Genomic DNA, 24,066 nt, shown 5'->3' with positions numbered 1-24,066 from the left:
TATTGGATATTTTATCCAATAGTTTTTTTAATTTAATTTGAAATAGTCTTCTAAATAGCGTGCGACACCATCTTCATTATTGGTGAAGGCTGTTACATCTTTAGCAACATTTTTTAGCTTGTCTGAAGCATTCGCCATTGCGACACCGTGACCGACAGATTGTAGCATTTCGTAATCATTTTCTTCATCACCAAATGCAATGATATCTTCGTTTGCGATGATAAACTGATCAGCTACATAAAAAACACCATCAGCTTTATGTACTTTTTTAGATAGAATTTCAATTCCTCTAACATTTCCTCTCCAAACATGCATGGAAAGATCAGGATAAGCTTCTCTAATTTCTTTTGCTAAATCATCAGGATTTTCACTAAAAAGCATAATTGAAATAATCTCTTGCGGGTACTGTTTTGGTAATAAATCGTCTTCTGTAATTTTTCTAGGGAAAAAGTCAATATCTGGATTAGCCACTTTGTTAACCCAAAAGAAATCTTTTGATTCAACAGTTAATAAACTAACCTCAGGGCGTTTATCAGCACGTTTAACGATATCATTAACAACATCTAAATCAAGTCCAACAACGCGTTCTTTATCCCATTCTTGGTAGGGAAGGTGAACTAGACCACTATTGAAATTGACCATAGGGGTATCAAGTCCTAGTTCTTGATAAATATGCTTGCTAATCTGGAAAGAACGCCCAGTTGCTAAAATAACATGATGACCGAGTTGTATTACTTTAGATAATGTTTCTTTAGTTTTTGTAGAAACCTTACCTTGATGATTTAAAGTTGTACCATCTAAATCTAATGCGATTAATTTTTGTTTCATAATTTTACCTCTTTTCATTGAATTAACCTAATAAAAAACTTGCTGGTTTAACTAGCAAGTTTTTTAGAACGTTCTCATTGTATTTAATGGCCAAAAACGCCATAAAACTTTGGCTTCAATTTGACTTTTTGAAACAGGTCCAATAATTCGACTGTCTTTTGAAACACTTCGATTATCACCCATAACAAAGTAGCTATCTGCAGGAACCGTTGTTTCAAAATTATTTGTAAATAGGGAATCAGGGTTAGTTGCCTTAAATTTAGCTTTTCCACCATCTAGATAAGACTCATCTAAAAGTTGACCATTAATAAACATCTGATCATTTTTAGATTCAAGTTTTTCCCCAGGAAGACCGACAATACGTTTAATGTACAGTTCGGTTTTGCCATCGCTTGTAGGGACTTTAACAATGACAACATCACCACGACTGACACCAGGATTACGCAAGGCAATCAGATTATCTCCCGATTCAAACGTGGTTTGCATGGAAGTTCCAGATACTGTTTCTTTTTCTAACACAAAAGTAAAAAGTGCACTGAATAAACCAAAAATTATAGCAAATGTAAGGACAAATTGAAAAAACATTTTAAGCCAAGAATCTTCATTTTGATTTTTTCGATCAGAACGCTTTGGAATGTTTTCGTTATCTGACAAGTTTTTCAACTCCTAGTTTTATAGATTTCAATTCACATTATACGCATTTTTTTATTTAAATGTTAGCAATTCACTAAATTTATAGGAATTAAAATAAAAGTACTTTAATTTTAATTTAAATTAATGATATTCAACCAAATGGTAAATTATCTATTTATAATGAGGTAGATGTTGATATGGAAACTGGAAAAGTTGAGCTATTTATTGACCCAGAAGATTTAGACCGTTTAAAAGAGTAAAAAAGCCAGCCATTAAGGGCTAGCTTTTTTTATTGATGTGCGGCATCATAAGATTTTTTGATATGAATAGGTAAGCCTTCGGGAATTTTAGGAGTCACATATTCTTCAGAACCTAATTTAACAGATTCGCCATAATACCAACATTTATATGAAATCATCTCATAAACTTTTTGCAGCTGTTTCATTTCTTCTTCAACAACTCGTTTTTGTTTTTCAAATAATTCTTTTCGCTTTGGAAGGGTTTCATTGCCCAATTCGCACCACTTCATAAATTGACAGATGGTTTTGATTTCCAATCCTGAGCGTTTTAAACATTCAATGACACGAAGTGCTTCCAAATCTTTCTCAGAAAAATAACGAATTCCTGAAACACGTTTAAGTTGAGGAAGTAAACCTTCTTTATCGTAGTATCTGAGTGTTGAAACAGAGATATTAAATTGCTGTGAAACTTGTCCAATTGTATACATTAATTAATCTCCTAATTAAATTTAAATAATCTCTTGACCTGAAGTCAGGTTGAGGTACTACTATACTAACCGTAGAAGAAATAGTTGTCAAAGGGAGATTAAAATTATGATTGAAAAACAAACTATACAATTAACGTCACAATGGGATAAAGTATTTGCTAAAAGCGATAAAGTTAATCACCAAAAAGTAAGTTTTCATAATCGTTTCGGTATTGAACTAGTAGCAGATTCATATCAACCTAAAAATGTAAAAGAGAAGTTACCAGCCATTGCGGTTAGTGGACCTTTTGGTGCTGTGAAAGAACAGTCATCTGGATTGTATGCTCAAAAAATGGCAGAAGCAGGATTTTTAACGATTGCTTTTGATCCATCATTTACAGGTGAAAGTGCAGGAACTCCTCGCTCAGTTGCCTCTATGGATATTAATACAGAAGACTTTCAAGCAGCTGTTGATTACTTATCTACCCAAGACGAAGTGGATCCAGATAGAATCGGAATTATCGGTATTTGTGGTTGGGGTGGTGTTGCTTTAAACACTGCAGCTATTGATACACGAATTAAAGCAACAGTCACTTCAACAATGTATGATATGTCTCGCTTAAATGCAAAAGGCTACAATGATAGTATCGATGAAGAAGCACGTTATCAAACGAAAGTTTCGTTGAATAATCAACGCACAAAAGATTATAAATCAGGAACTTATGCATTAGCTGGTGGTTTACCAGAAGAAGTGCCATCAGATGCACCTCAATTTTTAAAAGATTATTATGCCTATTACAAAACAAACCGTGGTTATCATGCAAGATCGGTTAATTCAAATGATGGGTGGACGGTAACTTCAACACTTTCTTTAATGAATATGCCAATTTTGCAATATAGTAATGAAATTAAATCACCTGTACTAATGATTCATGGTGATAAAGCACATTCTCTTTATTTTTCACAAGATGCTTTCAAAAAGCTAACAGGTGACAATAAAGAATTAATGATTATTAAAGATGCCACACATACTGACTTATATGATCAGGAAGATAAAATCCCATTTGCTAAATTAGTTAACTTCTTTAATGAAAAACTAAACTAGTAATATACAAAGTATTCGACATTAAGAAACTACAAGGATTTTATAGCACATGCCAAATATGTTATCCTACAAAAAGTCAATTAATAGGGGTAGGATAATGAAAAAATATTTAATTACAATAATGATGGTTTGTTTATCACTTATGATTTCAGGATGTTGTTCAAACAATCAATTAACACGCCAACAAGAGTTGAAATCAGTGTCGCCAACACCTGCAGTAGACGAAACGACTTTTAGAAGCTATACCGCTAATTCTAAGGTGTTAACCGCTAAATTTGCTAAATTTAGAATTGATGAGTCAGTCAATAATGATGTTCCACCTATTATGAAAGTCTGGGTTAATTTGACGAATAAAACAACTCAACCTATTTCAGTTAATGAGCTGTGGCATAATTATTTTTCGATTAATCAGTATGATTTTGATTCACAATTAAAGGATGTTAATGAATCTATTATTTTTGTCAAAGATGATCAACAAACTTTGAATCCAGGTAAAACTGCCGAATGTGTCTTACAATTCGACTTATATACTAATTTTTATCGAGTAAGACTTAACTTTACACCAGAACCAAATGGGACAACGTTTACAGAATCTATTAATATTATGCCGTAATTATCAGTAAAAAGAGTAGCTATCAAATGATGGCTGCTCTTTTTTAGCTTGACGAAACTAATTAATTAAAATATAGTTAACAAAAAATGATAGATATTTAATTTTTAAGGGGGATTTTTTATCAAGAAATTATTAGTTGAAAACTGGCAGTCAACTTTAATTGTCATGGTTACGGCAACGCTTTATGCACTTGTAAGCATTGCCAGTGCAACTTATTACGGTTACATAGTTGAACATGCTGATAATAAGAATCAAGCCCTTTTTTTGATGATGATTGTAATGGGCGTAACCATCGTTTTTTTAAGGTGGGTCTTTGATATGATTAATCAATTAATTATGGTGAAGTTTGTTGGTCATATTATCTACACTATTCGTCAAAAAATGCTACAGACATTGATAGGGAGCTCAGTATCTCAATTTAGGAAAAAACCTGTTAGTATGTATACGTCGAATGTATTAAATGATGTTGAGATGGTTGATCGAGATGCAATTGAACCTTATTTTGACTTTATTTCACAATTGGTTATTGTTTTGATATCTTCAATGGCAGTTCTTTATTATCAACCCATTGTCTTTTTAGTCATCTTACTTGGTACAATTGGTGTGTTTTTGATTCCGATGATGATGAGTCAAACACTACAAAAGAAGCAAGCCTCATTTTCAAATGAATCAGCAAATCTAACTGAGAAAACTTCTGATATTTTGAATGGTTTTGATACAATCAAGTCGACACAGTCAGTAGACGAGTTTCTTCATGATTTTAATAAAGTTAATCATCATTTTACAAGAGCTAAAGTATCGTCTGGCAAATGGATTATGGCAAATTACGTCACTTCGAGTATGCTTGGTATGATGGTGCAATATGCGGCTGTTTTAGCTTCTATTTGGTTTATTATGAATGGCATGATTACCGTAGGGATTATGCTTACAATGGTTCAAACGATGAATACCTTAGTTTTTCCGTTGATTGATATTTTTAGATTAATTCCTCAAATTAAAAGTTCAAAACCAATTATGGATAAAATCGAATCTTTAGCGGATGCTGATACAGTTGATGTTGTTGATAAGACATCGCCATTGTCATTAAATGAGCAAATCAAATTAAAAGACATTTCAGTGACACTGGATAGTAAACCAATATTGCACGACATTTCATTAAATTTGACTGCTCACAAAAAGTACTTACTGGTAGGAGAGAGTGGGTCGGGAAAATCAACACTAGCTCAGTTACTAGCTGGATTTATTCAGGATTATCAAGGTCAGTTTTTAGTGGATAATCAGCCATTGATTAACAGCGAAGATTTATTTAGTAGTGTTTCTTATGTCAGCCAGACGCCGCATCTCTTCAATCAGACTATCAAGCAAAATATCGTGATAAGTGAGCCTTTTTCAGAATCAAAATTTAAACGAGTTTTAGTTCAAAGTGGTGTTAACCAATTCATCGAAAATGCTCAGCAACTGAATGAATCAATTAAACAAAATGGTCAAAATTATTCCGGTGGCCAAAAGCAAAGAATCGCACTAGCCAGAGGTATTTATCAGCAAAAACCGATGTTAGTTCTGGATGAAAGTCTATCAGGACTGAATTCAAAATTATCACATCATATAGAAGACCAACTTCTAACACTCGATTCAATCCTTGTTTATATTACGCATCAATTTGATATGAGTTTAATCAAGCACTACGATGCTATTATTTGGGTTGAAAATGGTCGAATCAAAGCTAACCAAGAGCCTGAACAATTACTACATAATCCAGATTTTCAAGCTTTTTTAGATGTTGTGAATGATTCCTAAGACTTATAACAACTGCTCAAAAGCATATTTATAAAAAAGAGCTTACTTTTAAGTAAGCTCTTTTTTGCTAATTTAGGGCCATTTTAATTCGTTTTTTCAAACGACCTTTATTTTTCAATTGAGTGAATTCAAACTGATCAATCTCACGGGTATTAGATACGTGAGTTCCACCACATGCTTGTTCATCTAAGCCCTCAATTTTAACTAATCTAACATGACGAACACTTTCAGGAATCAAGCTAGTATAGGTTCTAATTAAATCTTCTTGACTCAATTCTGTTCGGTCAACTTCTTCACTAGTTACAGCTAAGCCTTGATTAATTAAATTATCAATAGTTGCTTTGAATGCTTCTTTATCAAAATTTTCAGGAACACGGTCTTCAGGAAACTGTACTTCCAAACGAGCGTGGTCAGCTTCAATCGCACTACTTTTTGCCAGAGCACCATAAGTGTTGTACAAGTAACCAGAAACCAGGTGAAGTAGGGTATGGTAACGCATATTACGAAAGCGATAGTCAAAATCAATATATTCTGTAATAGTAGTTGTTTCTGCTGGAATTGGCTCTGATAAATGATAAACAACTTGGCCATTTTGACGGCTAAAGCCCGTGATATCATAATGCTGACCATCAGCTTCAACCCAAGCTTTATCACTAGGTTGACCACCACCACCAGGATAAATAATAGTATCTTTAACAGTGATTTTTTGACGGTCTTCACTTATTGAAGTAATTGATGTTTGATGTTCAGTTTTGTAGCTATCGATTAAGTATTGTTCCATGATAGGTCACTCCTTAATTAGTTGTTGTTTTAGATAATAGTTTTTCAATAGTCTTCATACTTGTTTCTAATTCTGTGATTTCTTTGGCAGAAAGTCCTTTAAGATTAGCTGCTATTTGGTTATCGGACTGCGTTTCAATGTAGTGATATAAGTCAATACCATCTTTGGTCAAATAAAGGTGGAAGAGACGTTGATCAATCTCATCTTTTTGACGATAGATTAGGTCATTTTGCTTTAATTTCTTTAAAATACGACTTAGATAGGTTTTATCAATACTCAAAATGGTTGTTAACTCATTCGATGTAATGCCTTCACATCGGCCGATTTCTCCCAGTGCACGCATTTCAAGCAATGAGTAATCTAAATCAAATACGCGGTTATTAAATACACCTAAAATACGTGTGTAAAATCGATTAAAGTGTCGAATATTTTTGACATTCACGGGTTATCACTCCTCTAATAGTTGGTAGAGCTTATTCTATTAAAATAGTTGTGTTTTGTCAACTATTTTAAGTTAAATAAAAAAGATGCTTTACTGAGCATCTTTTTTTGTTTGTCTTTTGACCATCCGATAAAGTTTTGCCGTCCCTAAAATATTTAAACGATAGTCTACTTTAATTTTGTCTAATGCAGCTTTTGGTGCCATTGTCAGATAAGCTTGTTCAATATTTTTAAATTCTTTTTTAGATTTTAAGATATCACGCGCTTTTTGATTAGCTTTTTTATGATCAATAAACAGTCTGATTAGACTAAATCCAGCACCTAAAAGGAGTAGAAGACCAATTATCAAATAAGTATTCACACTATCACTCCTTAATGTTCTGTTTTGAAATCAGTCGATAATTGTTCACGATAATTTTGTAATTCTAAATGGTAATACTTTTGGATTTTTGGAAGATCAGTTACCGTTTGTGCACCAAATACAGCGGTTAACTCTTTTAGTTGTTTGATAAAAGTTGCTAACCAATTTTTGGCCTGATCATACCCATGTCTTTCTAATTGGTGTAATAAGACACCGCTAATACCAACAGCTTGAGCGCCTAAACTTAAGCACTTTAACGCATCTAGTGGTGTTTTAACACCACCAGAAGCTAAGTAAGTCATATTGATGTCTTGAGCATTCAATAAAGACTGCAGGGTGGACAACCCGATACTATCCAGATAGTTATAATCATGTTCAGGTCGTCTAAAGTTTTCAATTTTTGCAAAATTAGTACCACCTGAGCCACTTAAATCGACTGTTTCAAAACCTTCGGCTTCGAGTAAATCTAACGTATGCTTATCAAAACCAAAGCCAACTTCTTTAATAATAACTGGCACGTCAAGTTCAGCTTGTAATTTTTTTAAATTATCCAACCAAACAAAGTCACGGTCACCTTCAGGCATGATGATTTCTTGTACCACATTCACATGAATTTGAAGTGCGTCAGCTTGCATGGTGTGAACAATATGTTTAGCATCTGAAACTGGAACAAAAGGGTTGATATTTGCCATAACTAGTCCTGTAGGATTTTCTTTACGCAGGATAGCAAAGCTTTCTGCTTGTTCAGGTTCTTTAACCAAAATAGAAGCCGACCCACTAGCTATACCAATATTGAATTCATACGCTAATTGTGCAAGCTGTTGGTTAATCTTAAACGATCGTTTAGATCCACCTGACATCGCATTAATATAAAGAGGGACATCTAGTGAACGATTAAAAAGGGATGAGGTTAAGTTAACCTGATCCACTCGAGTTTCAGGTAGGGTAGGTCGAATTAAACTCAATTGTTTAAATTCGTCTACGTTTTTTGTTTCTTGATAAAAAATTTCAGCAAGTGATAAATGCTCATCTTTACGATGTGAGCGAATACTTTGGTTATTTTCTGGTCTCATCAAGTTATTCCTTCTATAAAGAGTGTACTTTAAAGTCTAAAGGGGTAATATCTTCGGCTAACCATTGTGATTTCATCTGGTCAACAGTTGTATGAGAATCAGCAATGACAATGGCACAATCACCATTTCCAGCACCTGAGGTCTTAGCGGCACCGTGATTCAATTCTGCAATTTCGATTAGTTTCGTTAATTTTGGAATTTCAATTTGTACTTGGCTCATATCAGCAAGTGATTGCAGTAATAAACGGTTATAGCGAATTTCAGCTTGAATTTTAGAGGTGTCGCCAGTTTCAAAGCCTTCAATCATACGAAGAATACAGTTGCGTGTTTCATTAACAAAATTTTGATATTTTTCGGGGTATTTAACTTTTGCCTGGTCTGTTTTATCGACTAATTGTGAGGTATAAGCAGGGATACCGCTCCAACCAATAATTAATTCTAAGTCCTTAGGGGGTGTTAGTAATTTAATTTTAAGTTGAGGCCATGCTAAGTTAATGACATCAGTTAAACTTCTAGCTTCAAGTTCAGCTAAAACAGACTGTTTATCAAAAGATTGATAAGCAATCCAACCACCATAAACACTAGCGGCGATATCACCAAGAGAACCGTTACCTTGAACTTTGAGATGGGCAATGGCTGCTAATTTGAAAACAAGACTTTTATCGAGTTTAACGCCGTAAAAACTTAAGACAGCTTTAACGGTTGCAACAGTAACGGCTGCAGAAGACCCTAAGCCGTATTTACGACCATCTTTAGCATCCAATTCACTATTGATATTCAAATCAAAAATATCAAGTTTGCCCTCATTTTCTAATACGTATTGTTCAGCGTAATAAATGCCAGATAAAATAAAATGGAAAGGGTTATCTCGGTTATCTAGCACCATTTTGTTTTCCTGACGTGTCCAGTGAACCGCATCTTGTGAGTATTGTTTCGAGTGGATGGTTCCCACGTGCTTTTTACTTTTACTGATGCTTACACTAACGAACTCATCTAAAGCCACTAAAATAGCAGGACTGGTTTCTTCAAGAACGGCATATTCACCGGCTATATAGAGTTTTCCTAACGCATATTCTGTAATCAAATTAATTCCTCTTTTTTATTTTATTATGATAAGTACTGAATTCCGGGACCAAAGGTTGCTTGTATAATTGAAGCTTTAGGTAACTTTTTATTAAAGTAAGTCTTAATAGCTTCAATATTTTTGGATTGAGTTAAAATCTTTAAATTTGGACCCGCATCTAAAGTATAATAACAAGAAATACCGTTATCACGCAACTCTTGGACAGTTTGCATCGCAATTAAAGTATCTGGTTCAAAATAAGTGAAACTTGGAACAGCAGCTAAATTAGTGGCATGCATAGCCATCGCATTGTTTTCAGCTACTTTACCTAATAACTCGAAGTCGTTTTGCTTGATAGCATAGGTCATCAAGTCTAAATCGTTTTTTGCTTTTTCAACCCAAGCATCATAGTAAGCAGAGGTTTCAACAGTGTTTTGCATCCCTGAACGTGATGGAATTTTCTTGCGAGCATTATTTGTTTCAATGGCCAACAAATGAAGATCCATCTCAGGGTGCTCATCAATAGCTGACCCAACTGAAGTCAAATCGTTCCCTGTAGACCACATCGCAAATCCACCAAATAAAGACCGTGTTGCTGATCCTGAACCCAAACGAGCTAAACGAGATAGTTCAGATTTTGATAACTCAAGTCCCATAGCTTTGACGGTTGCAGCAGTTAATGCCGCAAAACCAGATGAAGAACTTGCAAGTCCCGCAGCTGTTGGAACATGATTAGTAGACCAAACTTTAAAATGGGGAAGATTTGGTTGATTGAGCAGGGTGGTGATTTTTTTGATATGGTCAAAAACACGTGTCGCCATTTCATTATTAACACGGTTATCGTTTAAGAAAAACTGATTTTCAGTGAATGCTTCATTGAACTCAACAGTCGTATCTGTATAAAAAGCATCAAGTGTCATCGATAGACTTGAGTTATAGGGTAAAATAAAATTTTGATTTTTTTTGCCCCAATATTTAATTAAGGCAATATTGGTATGGGCACGAGCAGTTGCTTTCATTTAAATCTCCTCAATCCAAGTATTTTTAGCACCGGCTTGTTTTAAAGCCTGGCTAATTCTTTCAGCAGTTTGACGGGTATCGGCTAAGCTAATCATAATACCACCTAGACCGCCACCGCTTAATTTGGAACCTAAACTACCATGGCGATTAGCGGTTTGAATCAACTGATCTAAAACCGGGTGGGATACATTCAGATTAGATAGGGCAGTTTGAGCTTGGGTAAAAACCGTTCCTAATTGTTTAACGGCGTGTTTTTGCCAAAGAACTTTTGTTTGTTCAACTAAGTGCGTGAGTTTTGCAATCTCTTGTTGACCGCGACCTGATTGATAATGTTCTTTAACTAAAGCTACCGCTTTTTTGGTATTACCTAAAATACCACTATCTGCAATCACTAAATGGGCACCGAGTTTTTGATCAACAAATTGGCAATGGCCATGATCAAAATACACCAGCTTATCACGGCAGACAGTCGCAATATCTAATCCACTAGCTGAACCATGATTCAACTCTTCAGCGTGATTAGCATAGCTAAGTTGTTCTTCAAAAGGTAACTTAAGGTCTAAATAATCGTTTAATGCTTCAATAGTGGCAAGTGAAGTCGCAGCAGAAGAACCCAATCCACGTTCAGTTGGAATATTGCTTGTGTAGGTTGCTTCAAAAGCATGGTCACAGGTAAACTGTGTTAATAAATAAAAAAGACCTGGATGGTCGGTTTCAATAGTTGAGATAGGGGCCTTTAAGTTTAGACTAGGACTGTTAATAATTGAAGCATCCCCTTCAATCGGGGTTAACTTCACCGTTACGTTTAAATTTTGAATAGGAAGTGCTAGTGCTGTTTGATCATAGACAACACTATGTTCGCCGATTAAAATAGCTTTCCCATGGGTTGTTGCTATGGCAGATTTCACAAATAATCCCCTCCAGTAAAAATAAATTAAGTTTGAAAAATATGATAAGATTTAACTACTAATAGCAAGGAGTGAGTAGAATAATGTTAGATTTTCGATTAGGTGATCAAACCGATAATATCCATCAAGAACTACTAGATGAAGCTGTTAATCATTATTATCAACATAAACAAGATTTAACCTTCATTATTGTTCCCAACCATATCAAGTTTGATACTGAGGTTAGTGCGATGCAAAAATTGTCAATTCTTGAACAGAAGAAACACGTCAGCACTAAAAACCTACAAATATTATCTTTTTCACGATTGAGCTGGTTCTTTTTGAAAGATAGTCAAAAAGGGCTACTTCCTATTTTAACAGATACAGCAGCTAAGATGATTTTAAAACAGATTTTAAATGATAATCAAGCAACCTTAAACTTATTTAAAACTTCCAGATTAACAATGGGGTTAATTGACAGTTTTTATAAGCAGGTGTTAGAGCTTGAGGAAGCTTATATTGACCCGGATGATTTACAATCGATGAGTGAACAACTCAAGTTAAGTTATGAAACAAGTGATAAGCTACACGATTTGCAAATTGTCTATCGGGCATTTCATCAAAAAATCAAAGGACATTACCTCACGCAAAACCAGCAGCAACAATTTATGAATCAGTGGCTAGCTGAAGAGGCAGAAGTTCTTCAGAACGCTGCTTTTTATGTGAGCGACTTTTCACACTTTTCAGTTCAAGAAAAAGTGCTGATTAAAGTTTTAATGACGTATGCTAAGCAAATGACATTAGGCTTTAAGTTAGGGATGCAACAAGACCACTTAACTTTAGTTGAGTCAGATTATGATTATCATGTTCAAAAAATGATTAAAGAGTTACAAGCCTTTGCCTTGGATAATCAGTTAGAAACTAAAACTACTTGGGCAAAAACCCCGCTTTTAAGTGATGCCATGCGTGAATTGAATCAGTTTTTTGTCAAAAACGCTCAAAATGAACCCGTTGAAAAACCTAAACAGGATTTAAGTCGTCATTTAGCCTTGATTGAAGCTGATTCAACTTTTGCTGAAACTTATTTTGTAGCACGGACAATTTATCGAGAAGTGGCTTTAAATAATCGTCGCTATCGTGATTTTATTGTGATTGCACCATCACTTGAAAAGTATGAAACCCAAATTCGGCCTATTTTTGATCAGTTAAATATTCCTTTTTTCAATGACTTACAAGTTCAGATGAAATATCATCCCTTAGTACTACTAGTTGAACAATTAAGTCTGTTAGTTGAAAAAGGACTGACTGTTGATAGTCTATTATCATTTATCAAAACGCGTTTAATTATACCAGAAAATTATGATAATGAGACGCAATTTACTGAAGATATTGCCAGTCTAGAAAACTATTTGCTTGAGACAGGTATTAATTATAATCGGTTAACTCAACCTTTTGCCTTTGATGAAGAAGATGTTCATATGACACGTTTAGAGCATTTAAGACGATATTACAGTGAATTAATTGGCCAAATCACTAAAAAGTTAAAGCAAAAACAATCAGTGAAACAAGCTATCACGCATTTTTATGACTTTTTGGAAAATTATGGCGTATTAAAACAATTAGAGCAGTGGCGTGACCAAGCTAATGCTCAAAATCAATTGCAACTCTCGCTTCAGCCTGAACAAACCCTACAAACCCTGGTTGAAATGTTAGAAGATTATTATCGGATTAATGAAGATGAAAGTTTTGACTATGAAGATTTCTTTGAGGTGTTATTAACCGGATTTTCTTCAGCAACTTTTTCGCAAATTCCTTCTACACTTGACGCAGTCACAGTTTCAGAACTTGGAATGGTGCAAGCTCCTAAATATCAGGTTGCCTTTATCATTGGGGCTGATGATACAGCGATTCCACAAATCGCAAATGATGATGCCTTTTTAGCAGGGGATAATATTAACGAAATCAAATCGCAATTTGATGAAAGTACCTTAACCTTATCTGTATCGGGCAATTATTTTGAACAAGAACTAACCTTAGAAGATAAAAAAGCTTATCAACTAAAAACACAACCGTATTTATTTGGGTTAGCTATGACAGCTGCGACTGACCAATTATACTTTTCACATGCGATTATTGACGGTCAAAATAAAGCCAAACAGTGGTCTAGCTATGTGCGAGATATCAAAAATCATTTTGGGATTAAACCCAGCCGTCAAAGAGATTTACCAACTGGTGAAACTGATGACTTACTAAGCTTTATGACGACCCCTGAGTTTTCAGTCGGATATTTAGGCTATTTAAATCAAAATTCACATCAAATTGTTGATCAAGCAGACTTTAAACAAATTAAAGACCAAACCCTGATTTCTGCTGATGATACTGAAAAAGTGGCAAAAACTTATCAAGCTAAAGACTATCGTAATCTACCTGTTCAAGTTGAAGCAGACTTAGCTAAGCAATTGTTTGGTCAGCGACTAAAGACTTCAATTTCACAACTTGAAAGCTACTATGCTAATCCGTTTGAATTCTTCTTGAAGTACGGGCTAAAACTGAAAAATCCACGTGAATTTGAATTTGGCGTGCTTGAAATTGGGAATTACTTCCATGATATTTTTGACCAGTTTGTTAGATTAATGAAAGCCGATCAATTGACAACCGAACAATTGTTCGAAGATGGTAATTTGTTTAATCAACTGTTTACACAAGCCGTTGATACGATTAATCAACTAAAAGCTTTCAAGCCGTTTAGTCAAAATAATTACTACCGCTTTTTACAGCAACATTTGGTTGAAACAGCTCAAATTGTATTGCAAGACTATCTTGAACTGAATCAACAAACAAAATTTGAACCTTTTGCCTCAGAGGTTGAGTTTAATTTAAAACCTGAAAACTTTGACCCACTTCAAATCAAAGCAGAGGGAGTCGATATTCAAGTAAATGGGAAAATTGACCGAATTGATCAAACAACCGACTCAACGCATCCCTATATTCAAGTTATTGATTACAAATCAAGTGTGCATGACTTTAACCTAGCTCAGTTCTATCATGGTATCTCACTACAATTGGTTACTTATTTAGAAGTCGTCTTAGCTAATCAAGACCGCTTTAAGGGACAAAAAGTTAAACCTTTTGGGGCATTTTACCAACATATTTCAAAAGGCCTGTTAAATGTTAAAGATAACCTAAAAACAAATTATCAATTTGGCGATAGCCACCAAAAATATTTAGCTAATAAGAAGTATAAAGGGCTACTCGTACAATACGGTCACACTGATATTACAACTGATATTGAGCCTGATTTAATGGGAAATTCAGTAATGTATAGCAATATGCGAGTTAAAAAAGATCAAACCATGAGTTTTTCAAAAGAAAAAAGCATTAAAGAAGCAGATCTTAAAGCCTTGCTAGACTATAACAAACAACTCATCCAAAAAGCGGGTAAACGCATCTTAAATGGGCAATTCCCACTGAGTCCGGTTAAACACAACAATCAAAAAACGGCATTATCTTATTCTGACTATCGTGACATCTTCTTCTTTGATGCCATGCTGCCAGATAATCGTTACCGTGTGATTGATAGCTTAGATACTAAGACATTACTTGAAAATATTAAAGAAGGAGTGCTTCCAGAAGATGACTAGTCAGTTTACCCCCGAACAAACCAAAGCCATTTACAACCACAATCACGATATTTTAGTTTCGGCTTCAGCCGGGTCGGGTAAAACCACGGTTTTAATCAAACGGGTGATTGAAATGATCCTAGACGAAACTTCAGTAAAAGACTTATTAATTGTGACCTTTACTGAAGCGGCTGCTAATGAAATGAAACAACGACTCATTGAAGCGATTAAAGCTGAACTAAAAGAAAAACCAACACCTTATTTAAAAGAACAATTACTATTGTGTGAGGATGCCAATATTTCAACGCTACATGCCTTTTGCTTGCAGGTGATTAGACGATTTTATTACGTCATTGATCAAGACCGTTCATTTAGTTTATTAACGGATGACGTCCAACAACAATTGCTAAAAGAACAAGCGTTCGATTCTGTTAAAAATCACTACTTTAAAGCAAATGATGTAGCTTTTCGAAAAATGTATCAAAACTTTATGAGTGATAAAAACGATGAAGCGGTAGTTGAGTTGTTTTTAAACCTGTATAATACGGTTGTTTCAAGACCTGATGGTCAAGACTTTTTAGAGGCCTTACCTAAAGCATATGATTTAACACACAGTCAAACTTTATCCAAAGTCTATGCTGAGCTTGATTTACAGTTAAAAACGATTCATCAACGCCTGACACGACTTCTTGAAAATGATATTTCAAGGGATGCATCCCTTGAAAAAGTAGGGCAAACACTCGCGCAATACCTTGAAAATAGTCAACAACTGCTTGATTTATTGACAAAAGAATCAAAAGACTATGATGCTATTAGAACGGCTTTTCAAAATTTAACGTTTAAAGCTTTGCGTAAACCAAAAGATTTAGAAGATGTTCAAGCTTTTGAAACAACAAAACTTGTGGTTGCCGCAACTAAAAAACAATTGAAGCAGTTGTTTGAACGATATTTATTGTTGCCGTATGAAGCACAACAAACACTCATGCAAACCAGTCAACAATACGTTGAAAAAGCAGTTGAAGTTGAGCGTCGTTTTATGGCAACTTATGCAGAACTTAAACAAGAGCAAAACGTATTGGACTTTAATGATTTAGAGCAATTAACGTATCAAATTTTGACTCAAGATACAGACCTTTCTAATATGGCTCGTGCGTTTTATCAAAATCAGTTCAAGGAAGTTTTGATTGATGAGTATCAAGATATTAATGCCTTACAAGAAGCAATTCTAGCCGCTGTTGCTAAAAGTGATGAAGGCAATCGGTTTATGGTGGGGGATATCAAACAATCCATCTACGGTTTTAGACAAGCTGATCCTAGTTTGTTTTTAAACAAGTATCTGACTTTTACGGAAAATCCCTCACTTGCTAACCCAAGTGAACGCATCGTTTTAGCTGATAACTTCCGTTCTAATGAACCGATTATTCAATTTATTAACTCATCTTTTGAAAAAATTATGAAGCAGTCTTTTGGGGGTGTGGATTATGATAAACAAGCCCATATGAAATTTGGAGCTAAAAATTATCCCAAAACCGTTGATTCAACTCCTGAGTTCTTATTTATGGATAGTGAAACCAATAAAGACACTGATCTTTCAGAAGAAAAAATGGTGATGCATCGTATCCAACAATTGTTTGAGACAGATTATCAAGTGTTTGATGCCAAACTTAATCAAACACGTTCTATTACTTATCAAGATATTGCCATTTTGACCCCAACAAGAGCCAATAACTTATCTATTCTTCAAAGTTTTACTGAACACGGGATGCCATTGTATGTTAATGATGCCAAAAATTACTTTCAAACGATGGAACTAACCGTGATGTTAGCGTATCTAACGATTATTGATAATTGTCATCATGACATTGAACTAGTCAGTGTTCTACGCTCACCACTATATCAGTTTGATGAAAATGAGTTAGCTAAGATTAGACTTGTCAGTCGTGATACTGATTTTTATGAAGCTTTATTGGCTTATGCTGAAAGCGAAGAGACAAAACTTGCTCAAAAAGTAACGGACTTTTTACAAGACTTACACTATTATCAAAGTTACGTGACCAAACATCGCTTATCTGAGTTGATTTGGGAGATTTATCAACGTTCAGGGTTTTTAGGATTTGTTAGTGGGATGCCAAACGGCCCCCAAAGGCGAGCAAACTTACAAGCACTTTATGAACGTGCCGCTTCATATGAAAGTGCTGGCTTTAAGAACCTCTATCAATTTTTAAAGCTCATGACTAAAATGAAATCCTATGATAAAGATCTTGCACAACCCATTTTAGCTGAGCAAGCACAAGATGCGATTCAATTGATGACTATTCACGGCAGTAAGGGACTAGAGTTTCCTGTTGTTTTTGTGATGGGGATGGGGAAGACCTTTTCACTACAAGATTTAAAACAATCAAATGTCCTAAATAAAGATGTTGGACTAGGGATTGCTTTAAAGGGTGTTTTAGAATCACATCATAGCCAAGTAGATACGCTTGTTAAAGGATTAGCTTTAGATGCAGAACAAATAGAGTTATTAAGTGAGTACTTGAGAGTTTTATACGTAGCACTTAGTCGAGCTAAACAAAAGCTGATTATGACGGCTAACGTTAAAAAGTTAGAACAAAAAATTGAACTTTGGGATACTTACTATGATGATCAAGCTCAACAGGTTGAACTAACCTATCTAAGAGAAGGGCAAAGCTTCATGCATTTTCTAGGGCCGACATTGATGCTTAGTCAAAAGATATTAAATGAGCCCAAGTATCAAGCACAACCAACTGCCACACGATATGAAGCTTATTTCTATCAAGAAGATATTGAAGATAAGTTACAATCACTTGCACAAACAACCCCTACACAAAATCAAGGTATCTCTAGTCAGTTACTAGATGAAACACTGCAAAAGCTTTATCACTCAGAGTATCCCTTTGCTTCTTCAGTTAAGACCACGGCATATCAAGCGGTTTCAGAAATTAAAGACCGCTTTAGTGACCCTAACTTAAAAGAACTAGGAGCAACTACTGACTATCAAGAGCTTACGGCTTCTAATCGCTATCTACAGCCGATAACCGCACGCCCTGATTTTTTAACCGCGTCGGCTTATTCTGCAGCTCAAATTGGGAGTGCGACTCACTTAGTTATGCAACAAATTGATTTTAGTCGTATTAATGAAGCACAATATCCCAATACACTACTTAAAGAGTTAGTTGTTAACGATTTAATCGAAGAAGACCTGGCTAACCAAGTTAACCTTACACACATTGAAGATTTTTTAGCGACACCTTTTGCTCAAACCCTTAGTCGTCATCAAGATACTTTAGCACGAGAAGTGTCCTTTTCATCTTTAATTTCAGCCAAAACCCTATTTGATGACTTCTCTGATAAAGATGCTCAAATTCTAGTTCATGGGACAATCGATGGGTATATTCAAACGTCAGATGGAATTATCCTATTTGATTACAAAACAGATTATATTAACCCTGGTCAAAAGGCCCAAGATATTGCTAAAATAGTAAGTAAGTATCGCGGACAATTACACCTTTATCAACAAGCGATTGAATCGTTTGCGGAACAAAAGGTGACAAAACGATTATTAATCTTACTTTCTATCAATGAAATTGTGGAAGTATAAAAGGGGATGCAACTATGCCAAAGAAGGCCACAACTTATGCTGTTGTTGACTTAGAGACAACAGGAACGCATCGAGAAGCTCAAGATCGCGTGATTCAGTTTGGTTGTGCGATTATCCAAAAACAAAAAATTGTGAAGACTTATTCTTTTTTGATTAATCCAGGTCGTGAGATTCCTGAAAGAATTACGCGTCTGACTGGTATAAAAGATGAAGATGTGAGGGATGCACCAAAGTTTGAAGATATTGCGTTAAAATTATATAAAATTCTAAAAGGTACCATTTTTGTAGCTCATAATGTCAATTTTGATTTGCCTTTTTTGAATTATGAATTTGAAAAAGCAGGGATTGCACCTTTAACCAATAAAGCAATTGATACAGTTGAATTAGCTCAAATTTTGTTACCGACTTCTGAAAGCTTTAAACTCAATGATTTGTCAAAACGATTAAACATCAAACATACTAATCCCCATCAAGCAGATTCAGATGCGATTGTAACAGCTAAATTATTAATGAAATTGCAACGAAAAGCTCGTCAATTACCATTTGAGACTTTAGAAAAGTTAACGGAATTAGGCCAAGGCTTAACACGAGAAACAGGTGGCTTTTTCAGAGCAATTTATAACTATAAGAAAAAACGCCCACAAACGCTAGATAAGCAGTATGTTAGAGTCAAAGATATCGTTCTTAAAAAGCAACGTCATGCTACACCTGAAAGCTCGACACTAGAGACTTATCCCATAGATGATAGTCAAAAGAAATCCTTGTTTAAGGGCAAAATAAGGTTTAGACGTTCACAAGTTAATATGATGAATCGAATCCATGACTTTTTGCAGATAAAGAATCGACACAAGCCATTATTTGTAGAGGCACCGAATGGTAGTGGTAAAACATTTGCTTATTTATTTAGCTATGTTCATCAACTATCGCCACTTCAAAAATTAGTTGTTGCCACACCAACAACAATTTTACAAAATCAGATTATTCAAACTGAAGTCCCTCAACTCAATCGTGTACTCAAGACACAGTTTAAAGCTGAAATTGTTAAAAGTTCACGCTATTATTTAGATTTGGATGCTTTTTATCAAACTTTAGCTAAAGACAGCCAAACAAATTACACGCTAACTTTACAAATGAGAATCTTAGTTTGGCTCTTACAAACAGATACAGGAGACTTAAGCGAGCTGCAGTTAACCAATTATCAAGATTTGCTATTTAACGTTATTCGTCATCCTGGAGATGCACGTAATGCCACGTTATTTAGTGAGTATGACTTTTTTAACTTGGCCCGTGAACGCCAAGAACAAGCTGATATTCTCGTTACCAATCATGCTTACTTAGTTAACCATGCTAATGATTTAATCTGGGGACAAGATCCTTTGTTAGTGATTGATGAGGCTCATCGTTTTGCTGAAAATACGACACAATCATTATCAGATGGCTTTCAATTTGAAAGTTTTTGGGGCTTTTTAGCTCATATTCAATCTTTATTAACGAATAAACAAATCGGCCTATTAAATGGGTTTAAACAGGATTTATTTATGTCTAAAGAAATCAATCAAACTCACGGTTCATTAGATAAACTAATCAAAGTTATCAATGATTTTCAACGTTTCTTGTACCAAGGCATTAAGGTAGCAGGAGTCCCTGTTTACCGTAATCTCAAACAAACAGATTTTGCAATTAACGGTAACGAATTATTTCCAGATAAAACGGTTGCTCAAGGTTATTTAACTCGTCTGCAAGGACAATTGGAGTCCGCTAGAAAGCAATTACTCAATTTGGTAGCGCAATTAAATCGGCAACATCGTCGTTTGTTAAAAAATGAACAAGAAACAATTGAAGAATTAGATAAACAATTAGTAACAATCGAGGTTTATTTACAAAAATGCTATACCTTGAGTGAAGAGGTTAATAAAGAAGTTAATTTGAATGACCTAGGCTTTGTCTTACAAAGTTCTAAAGTAGATGATCCCTTAGCTGTTAATCTACGCTGGTTGCTAATTGATCCAATTGAACCCATTCAATCAATTTTAAAAAATTTCAATCGTCCTTTATTTATCAGTGCTACCTTAAAACAACAAAATGATTTCACTTATACATTAAGTTCTCTTGGCTATCAAGAGCAAGAAGTACAAACGTATGTTGCTAAATCAACAGGTCGTTATCGAGATAATGTCAAAATTTTAGGGATTAGCCAGCTAGATGGTATAAAAAACCCTAATGATGATCATTATTTAGAAAGCATTAGCCAACTTATTCCTGAGATTATTTCTTCAAGTGATAGTCATCATATTTTACTGTTGTTTACTAACTTAGAAAATATCAAAGAGGTTTACTATCACATACTTGGTGATGAGCGCCTAAGTGATTATGAAGTTTTAGCACAGGGTGTAACAGGATCAAATGAGAAAATATCTAAACGGTATACGATTGCGCCCCAGTCTATTTTGTTAGGCGCTAATAGTTATTGGGAGGGTGTCGATTTCAAAGATGTTCAACATGACATGGTCATCGTGACGCAATTACCATTTGAATCACCTGATCGAGCAGATGTGAAATTACGCCAAAATAATCTCACGAATCCATTTAAAGAAGATACTTTACCTCGAGCATTGATTCGGTTCCAACAGGGATTTGGTCGTTTAGTTAGAAAAGAACGTAGTAAAGGCACATTTGTTGTATTAGACCCTCGCTTTTATGAGTCACCTTATGCTAATCTATTCCAGCAAAGTCTTTTGAAATTACCAATTAAATTCTTAGATCAAAGTGAATTAGTGAATTATTTAAATCAAACTAATAATCATAGGGAGAACCCATGAAAAAGATAATTGCCAGTTGTATTGGCTTTTTCGTATTTATCACACTAGGTGTATCTTTAATTTATGTATCAGCGACCCATGTTAATCGTGTCGAACAGACTCAGGTAGCAGATATTGCTTATGACCAAACACCGATTAAAACGATTGATGCTTATTATCAATTATCAAGAGATGTGAAGTCATTAGCGGTGAGTGGTCAAGATGATAAACAAGTTAGGTATTACATGATTTATTTGCCCGATGAAAAAGCGGCACACTTATATAAATATGATGAAGGTAAATCAAAAGAAGAGGTTATCAACACCTTTAATAATAACCATCCAAATCGAACAATTGAAAAAGTTAATTTAGGTTGGTATCACAATCAACCTGTTTGGGAGATTACCTTTAAAAATAGTGATAATCTCTGGGGTTATATTTTATATTCTTTTGATGACGGTGAAGAAGTCAGTTATATAGATAATATTTAAAAAACTGAATCCAAGTGGATTCGGTTTTTTAGTTGAGTAGGGAGATTATGTATGGAAAGTAAAAGTTTATTGCTGTATCAGCAAGGATTTAGTTCGATTAGTCAAGCACTATTGAATTACTACAATAAAATAAACGTGAGCGACTTAGAATTAATTGTTCTGTTGCAACTAGAAAAATACCGTCAAAATGGGAATTTTTTCCCTAGTAACAATGATATTCACCAACACACTAATCTGAGTGCACACGATGTTGGCCAAATTCTTCAAAGTTTGGTCAGTAAAGAGTTAATCGAGATTATTCAAACGACAGATAAAGTTAATAAAATTGAAACGCAATATCGACTAGATAATCTCTATCAAAAGTTAGTTGATTATATTGATAACAATATCTGTGAAAGCGAGTCTGAAACAGAAGAAGTCTTGATGGAACCTGACAATCAAGATGGTCTGTCATATGTGATGAGACAATTTGAAATTGAATTTGGTCGTTTATTGTCACCAATTGAACGTGAGATGATTCAGTCTTGGCTGCTAGAAGATAACTACAATCAAGAGGTCGTTATTTTGGCACTGAGAGAGTCTGTTTTATCTCAGGTATACAATTTCAAGTATATTGATAAAATCTTGTTAAACTGGCAAAAAATGAATTTAAAGACTCCTCAGCAAGTGAAACAGTATCAAGAAAAATTTTAAAAGAGTTGTTGTACCCAAAATTAGTCGTTTTATGTTTTAATAATTAGTAAAATAGGTTAGATAAACTATTTATTATATTCAGAGGAGATAAAATGAGGAGTTAACTATGAAAAAAACACATTGGTTTCAAGAACAACTACATTATTTAAAAGAAGGATCTAAAACGGTTTTTTCTTTTAAAGGTAACGTTAAAGAGTTAGGGGCATTGACCACAAAGGAATACGGGCTTTTAGCTATGATGCTTTTAGCCACGATTATTTCTTCGGTGTTAAGTGGTGGATTAACAACCACAATGGGAATCATTACATTGATTTGTTCGATTGCAACAGCGCTTAATTTGATTTTGATTGATCGAGGCTTTATTACTAATTACATTTGGGGAATTTTGGCTTCTGTGGTTTGGTTGATTATTGCATTTGAAAATCGTCTATTTGGTGATATTGCCAGCCAACTTTATTACTTTGTTATGCAATTTATTGGAATTATTGAGTGGCAAAAATCAAAAAGCCAGCGTCAAAGCGACTTTGTTGAATCAAAAGCAATTAGTAAGACTTTAGCTGCTGTGATGATTGTTGTGACAATTGCGGTTTACCTATTCATTGTGTATACATCTTATCAATTAGGCGGTAATCAAGTCTGGCTAGATGCGGCACTATTACCACTAGCTTTAGTAGCACAACTACTGATGACTTATGGTTATAAGTCACAATGGATTGTATGGATTGTGATTAATGCTTTAAATGTTGTGATTTGGTCAATTCAACTTACACAAACTGATTCATCTTCAACGGTTAGTATGTTAGTGCTACAAGTGGTCATGTTAATCAACTCACTATATGGTGCTTATGTTTGGTATAAACAAGCACAGTAAAGTAGGAGAGGGCGTGATTAAAAGATGGCATACCTTAGTCAAAAAGAAGCCAAGGTGGTTTTAAATAAAATATTAGCTAAGTACCCCAATCAAAAAGCATCCCTAGATTATCATAATCCTTTTGAATTCTTAATAGCAGTTATGTTAAGTGCCCAAACAACAGATAAAGCCGTCAATAAAGTGGCTCCTGATTTGTTTTCGATACTAAAAACACCTGCTGATATTAAATCGCTAACAGTGACAGATATTAAAAACAAAATCAAACGGTTAGGGCTTTATCGCAATAAAGCAAAAAACATCTATAAATTGTCGTATATGTTATTAGAACAGTTTAATGGAGAAGTTCCTAAAACAAAAAAGGACCTGCTAAAACTGCCAGGAATCGGGATTAAAACAGCTAATGTTTTCTTAGCTGAAATTTATCAAGTTCCCGCAATTGCCGTCGATACACATGTTGAACGTATCGCTAAACAATTTAAGATGGTGCCTAAAAAAGCAACTCCTTTACAAGTAGAGGCTTATCTTGAAAAAATAGTCCCTCAAAAAGATTGGATTGCGATGCATTTGGCTTTGATTACATTTGGCCGAAATGATTTACCAGCAAAATATAAAGATTTAGATCCTTATCAGTTTTTGACATAAAAAAGACCATAGAGCACTAACGCT

General features: G+C 34.6%; 20 protein-coding genes. 10 read left to right on the top strand and 10 right to left on the bottom strand.

Going from position 1 to position 24,066, the window contains the following annotated elements; all coding sequences use genetic code 11:
- Positions 1-27: 27 nt before the first annotated feature.
- The 3 genes from R4Y45_RS04500 to R4Y45_RS04490 all read right to left on the bottom strand — a co-directional run bounded on the left by R4Y45_RS04500 (position 28) and on the right by R4Y45_RS04490 (position 2,188).
- Entirely contained in the window at positions 28-828 is an 801-nt protein-coding gene (locus tag R4Y45_RS04500; protein WP_339969701.1) for a Cof-type HAD-IIB family hydrolase, read from the bottom strand.
- Between the two features lie 63 nt (positions 829-891).
- Entirely contained in the window at positions 892-1,482 is a 591-nt protein-coding gene (gene lepB / locus R4Y45_RS04495) for a signal peptidase I (protein WP_339969699.1), read from the bottom strand.
- Positions 1,483-1,750: 268 nt separating this feature from the next.
- Complete coding sequence (locus tag R4Y45_RS04490; protein ID WP_339969697.1) at positions 1,751-2,188, bottom strand: MerR family transcriptional regulator; 438 nt, start codon at positions 2,186-2,188, stop codon at positions 1,751-1,753.
- A gap of 106 nt (positions 2,189-2,294) precedes the next feature.
- Here R4Y45_RS04490 and R4Y45_RS04485 point away from each other — a divergent pair, with 106 nt between their 5' ends.
- From R4Y45_RS04485 to R4Y45_RS04475, 3 genes are all read left to right on the top strand, one after another.
- Complete coding sequence (locus tag R4Y45_RS04485; protein ID WP_339969695.1) at positions 2,295-3,272, top strand: alpha/beta hydrolase; 978 nt, start codon at positions 2,295-2,297, stop codon at positions 3,270-3,272.
- Between the two features lie 97 nt (positions 3,273-3,369).
- A complete protein-coding gene (locus R4Y45_RS04480) occupies positions 3,370-3,885 on the top strand; it encodes a DUF5067 domain-containing protein (RefSeq protein WP_339969693.1) in 516 nt (171 codons plus the stop codon).
- Between the two features lie 165 nt (positions 3,886-4,050).
- Positions 4,051-5,682, top strand: coding sequence for an ABC transporter ATP-binding protein (locus R4Y45_RS04475; protein WP_339969691.1), 1,632 nt, complete (start codon positions 4,051-4,053; stop codon positions 5,680-5,682).
- 67 nt (positions 5,683-5,749) lie between these two features.
- Here R4Y45_RS04475 and R4Y45_RS04470 read toward each other — a convergent pair whose 3' ends face one another.
- The 7 genes from R4Y45_RS04470 to mvk all read right to left on the bottom strand — a co-directional run bounded on the left by R4Y45_RS04470 (position 5,750) and on the right by mvk (position 11,329).
- Positions 5,750-6,463, bottom strand: coding sequence for an alanyl-tRNA editing protein (locus R4Y45_RS04470; protein ID WP_339969689.1), 714 nt, complete (start codon positions 6,461-6,463; stop codon positions 5,750-5,752).
- 13 nt (positions 6,464-6,476) lie between these two features.
- On the bottom strand, positions 6,477-6,905 hold the full coding sequence (locus R4Y45_RS04465) for a MarR family winged helix-turn-helix transcriptional regulator (protein WP_339969687.1): 429 nt from the start codon (positions 6,903-6,905) through the stop codon (positions 6,477-6,479).
- 90 nt (positions 6,906-6,995) lie between these two features.
- The gene (locus tag R4Y45_RS04460) at positions 6,996-7,265 is read right to left on the bottom strand and encodes a hypothetical protein (protein WP_339969685.1); all 270 of its coding nucleotides are present in this window, start codon (positions 7,263-7,265) and stop codon (positions 6,996-6,998) included.
- Between the two features lie 11 nt (positions 7,266-7,276).
- Positions 7,277-8,338 carry a type 2 isopentenyl-diphosphate Delta-isomerase gene (fni, locus tag R4Y45_RS04455; RefSeq protein ID WP_339969683.1) on the bottom strand — a complete coding sequence of 354 codons (1,062 nt, stop codon included), beginning with the start codon at positions 8,336-8,338 and terminating at the stop codon, positions 7,277-7,279.
- Between the two features lie 13 nt (positions 8,339-8,351).
- Positions 8,352-9,422, bottom strand: a complete 1,071-nt coding sequence (locus R4Y45_RS04450) for a phosphomevalonate kinase (RefSeq protein WP_339969681.1) — start codon at positions 9,420-9,422, stop codon at positions 8,352-8,354.
- A gap of 23 nt (positions 9,423-9,445) precedes the next feature.
- Positions 9,446-10,420, bottom strand: coding sequence for a diphosphomevalonate decarboxylase (gene mvaD, locus R4Y45_RS04445; protein ID WP_339969679.1), 975 nt, complete (start codon positions 10,418-10,420; stop codon positions 9,446-9,448).
- Positions 10,421-11,329: a mevalonate kinase gene (gene mvk / locus R4Y45_RS04440; protein WP_339969677.1), complete on the bottom strand. Its 909-nt coding sequence runs from the start codon at positions 11,327-11,329 to the stop codon at positions 10,421-10,423. It abuts the gene before it with no gap.
- A gap of 83 nt (positions 11,330-11,412) precedes the next feature.
- On the opposite strand from mvk, the gene R4Y45_RS04435 reads away from it, so the two are divergent.
- The 7 genes from R4Y45_RS04435 to nth all read left to right on the top strand — a co-directional run bounded on the left by R4Y45_RS04435 (position 11,413) and on the right by nth (position 24,042).
- Positions 11,413-14,949, top strand: coding sequence for a PD-(D/E)XK nuclease family protein (locus tag R4Y45_RS04435; RefSeq protein WP_339969675.1), 3,537 nt, complete (start codon positions 11,413-11,415; stop codon positions 14,947-14,949).
- Entirely contained in the window at positions 14,942-18,547 is a 3,606-nt protein-coding gene (addA, locus tag R4Y45_RS04430) for a helicase-exonuclease AddAB subunit AddA (RefSeq protein WP_339969673.1), read from the top strand. Before R4Y45_RS04435 ends, addA begins: the two co-directional genes overlap by 8 nt.
- Positions 18,548-18,561: 14 nt before the next feature.
- Positions 18,562-21,366, top strand: coding sequence for an exonuclease domain-containing protein (locus R4Y45_RS04425; RefSeq protein WP_339969671.1), 2,805 nt, complete (start codon positions 18,562-18,564; stop codon positions 21,364-21,366).
- Complete coding sequence (locus tag R4Y45_RS04420; protein ID WP_339969669.1) at positions 21,363-21,836, top strand: hypothetical protein; 474 nt, start codon at positions 21,363-21,365, stop codon at positions 21,834-21,836. The genes R4Y45_RS04425 and R4Y45_RS04420 overlap by 4 nt, the downstream gene beginning before the upstream one ends.
- A 51-nt stretch (positions 21,837-21,887) precedes the next feature.
- Complete coding sequence (locus tag R4Y45_RS04415; RefSeq protein WP_339969667.1) at positions 21,888-22,529, top strand: DnaD domain-containing protein; 642 nt, start codon at positions 21,888-21,890, stop codon at positions 22,527-22,529.
- Between the two features lie 106 nt (positions 22,530-22,635).
- Positions 22,636-23,400 carry a nicotinamide riboside transporter PnuC gene (gene pnuC / locus R4Y45_RS04410; RefSeq protein WP_339969665.1) on the top strand — a complete coding sequence of 255 codons (765 nt, stop codon included), beginning with the start codon at positions 22,636-22,638 and terminating at the stop codon, positions 23,398-23,400.
- Between the two features lie 24 nt (positions 23,401-23,424).
- The gene (gene nth / locus R4Y45_RS04405) at positions 23,425-24,042 is read left to right on the top strand and encodes an endonuclease III (RefSeq protein WP_339969663.1); all 618 of its coding nucleotides are present in this window, start codon (positions 23,425-23,427) and stop codon (positions 24,040-24,042) included.
- Positions 24,043-24,066: the final 24 nt, after the last annotated feature.

This window comes from Holzapfeliella saturejae, assembly GCF_037546065.1.
Classification (GTDB): domain Bacteria; phylum Bacillota; class Bacilli; order Lactobacillales; family Lactobacillaceae; genus Holzapfeliella; species Holzapfeliella saturejae.
Note: the sequence above shows the minus strand (reverse complement) of the source record. Positions and strands in the feature narration are given on the sequence as shown.

Bases quoted from the DNA above. Each gene is read 5' to 3' on its own strand.
- R4Y45_RS04470 (WP_339969689.1), bottom strand. From the start codon at position 6,463: ATGGAACAATACTTAATCGATAGCTACAAAACTGAACATCAAACATCA.
- R4Y45_RS04435 (WP_339969675.1), top strand. From the start codon at position 11,413: ATGTTAGATTTTCGATTAGGTGATCAAACCGATAATATCCATCAAGAA.
- pnuC (WP_339969665.1), top strand. From the start codon at position 22,636: ATGAAAAAAACACATTGGTTTCAAGAACAACTACATTATTTAAAAGAA.
- mvaD (WP_339969679.1), bottom strand. From the start codon at position 10,420: ATGAAAGCAACTGCTCGTGCCCATACCAATATTGCCTTAATTAAATAT.
- addA (WP_339969673.1), top strand. From the start codon at position 14,942: ATGACTAGTCAGTTTACCCCCGAACAAACCAAAGCCATTTACAACCAC.
- R4Y45_RS04490 (WP_339969697.1), bottom strand. From the start codon at position 2,188: ATGTATACAATTGGACAAGTTTCACAGCAATTTAATATCTCTGTTTCA.
- R4Y45_RS04480 (WP_339969693.1), top strand. From the start codon at position 3,370: ATGAAAAAATATTTAATTACAATAATGATGGTTTGTTTATCACTTATG.
- nth (WP_339969663.1), top strand. From the start codon at position 23,425: ATGGCATACCTTAGTCAAAAAGAAGCCAAGGTGGTTTTAAATAAAATA.
- R4Y45_RS04475 (WP_339969691.1), top strand. From the start codon at position 4,051: ATGGTTACGGCAACGCTTTATGCACTTGTAAGCATTGCCAGTGCAACT.
- R4Y45_RS04500 (WP_339969701.1), bottom strand. From the start codon at position 828: ATGAAACAAAAATTAATCGCATTAGATTTAGATGGTACAACTTTAAAT.
- fni (WP_339969683.1), bottom strand. From the start codon at position 8,338: ATGAGACCAGAAAATAACCAAAGTATTCGCTCACATCGTAAAGATGAG.
- R4Y45_RS04485 (WP_339969695.1), top strand. From the start codon at position 2,295: ATGATTGAAAAACAAACTATACAATTAACGTCACAATGGGATAAAGTA.
- R4Y45_RS04425 (WP_339969671.1), top strand. From the start codon at position 18,562: ATGCCAAAGAAGGCCACAACTTATGCTGTTGTTGACTTAGAGACAACA.
- R4Y45_RS04420 (WP_339969669.1), top strand. From the start codon at position 21,363: ATGAAAAAGATAATTGCCAGTTGTATTGGCTTTTTCGTATTTATCACA.
- R4Y45_RS04415 (WP_339969667.1), top strand. From the start codon at position 21,888: ATGGAAAGTAAAAGTTTATTGCTGTATCAGCAAGGATTTAGTTCGATT.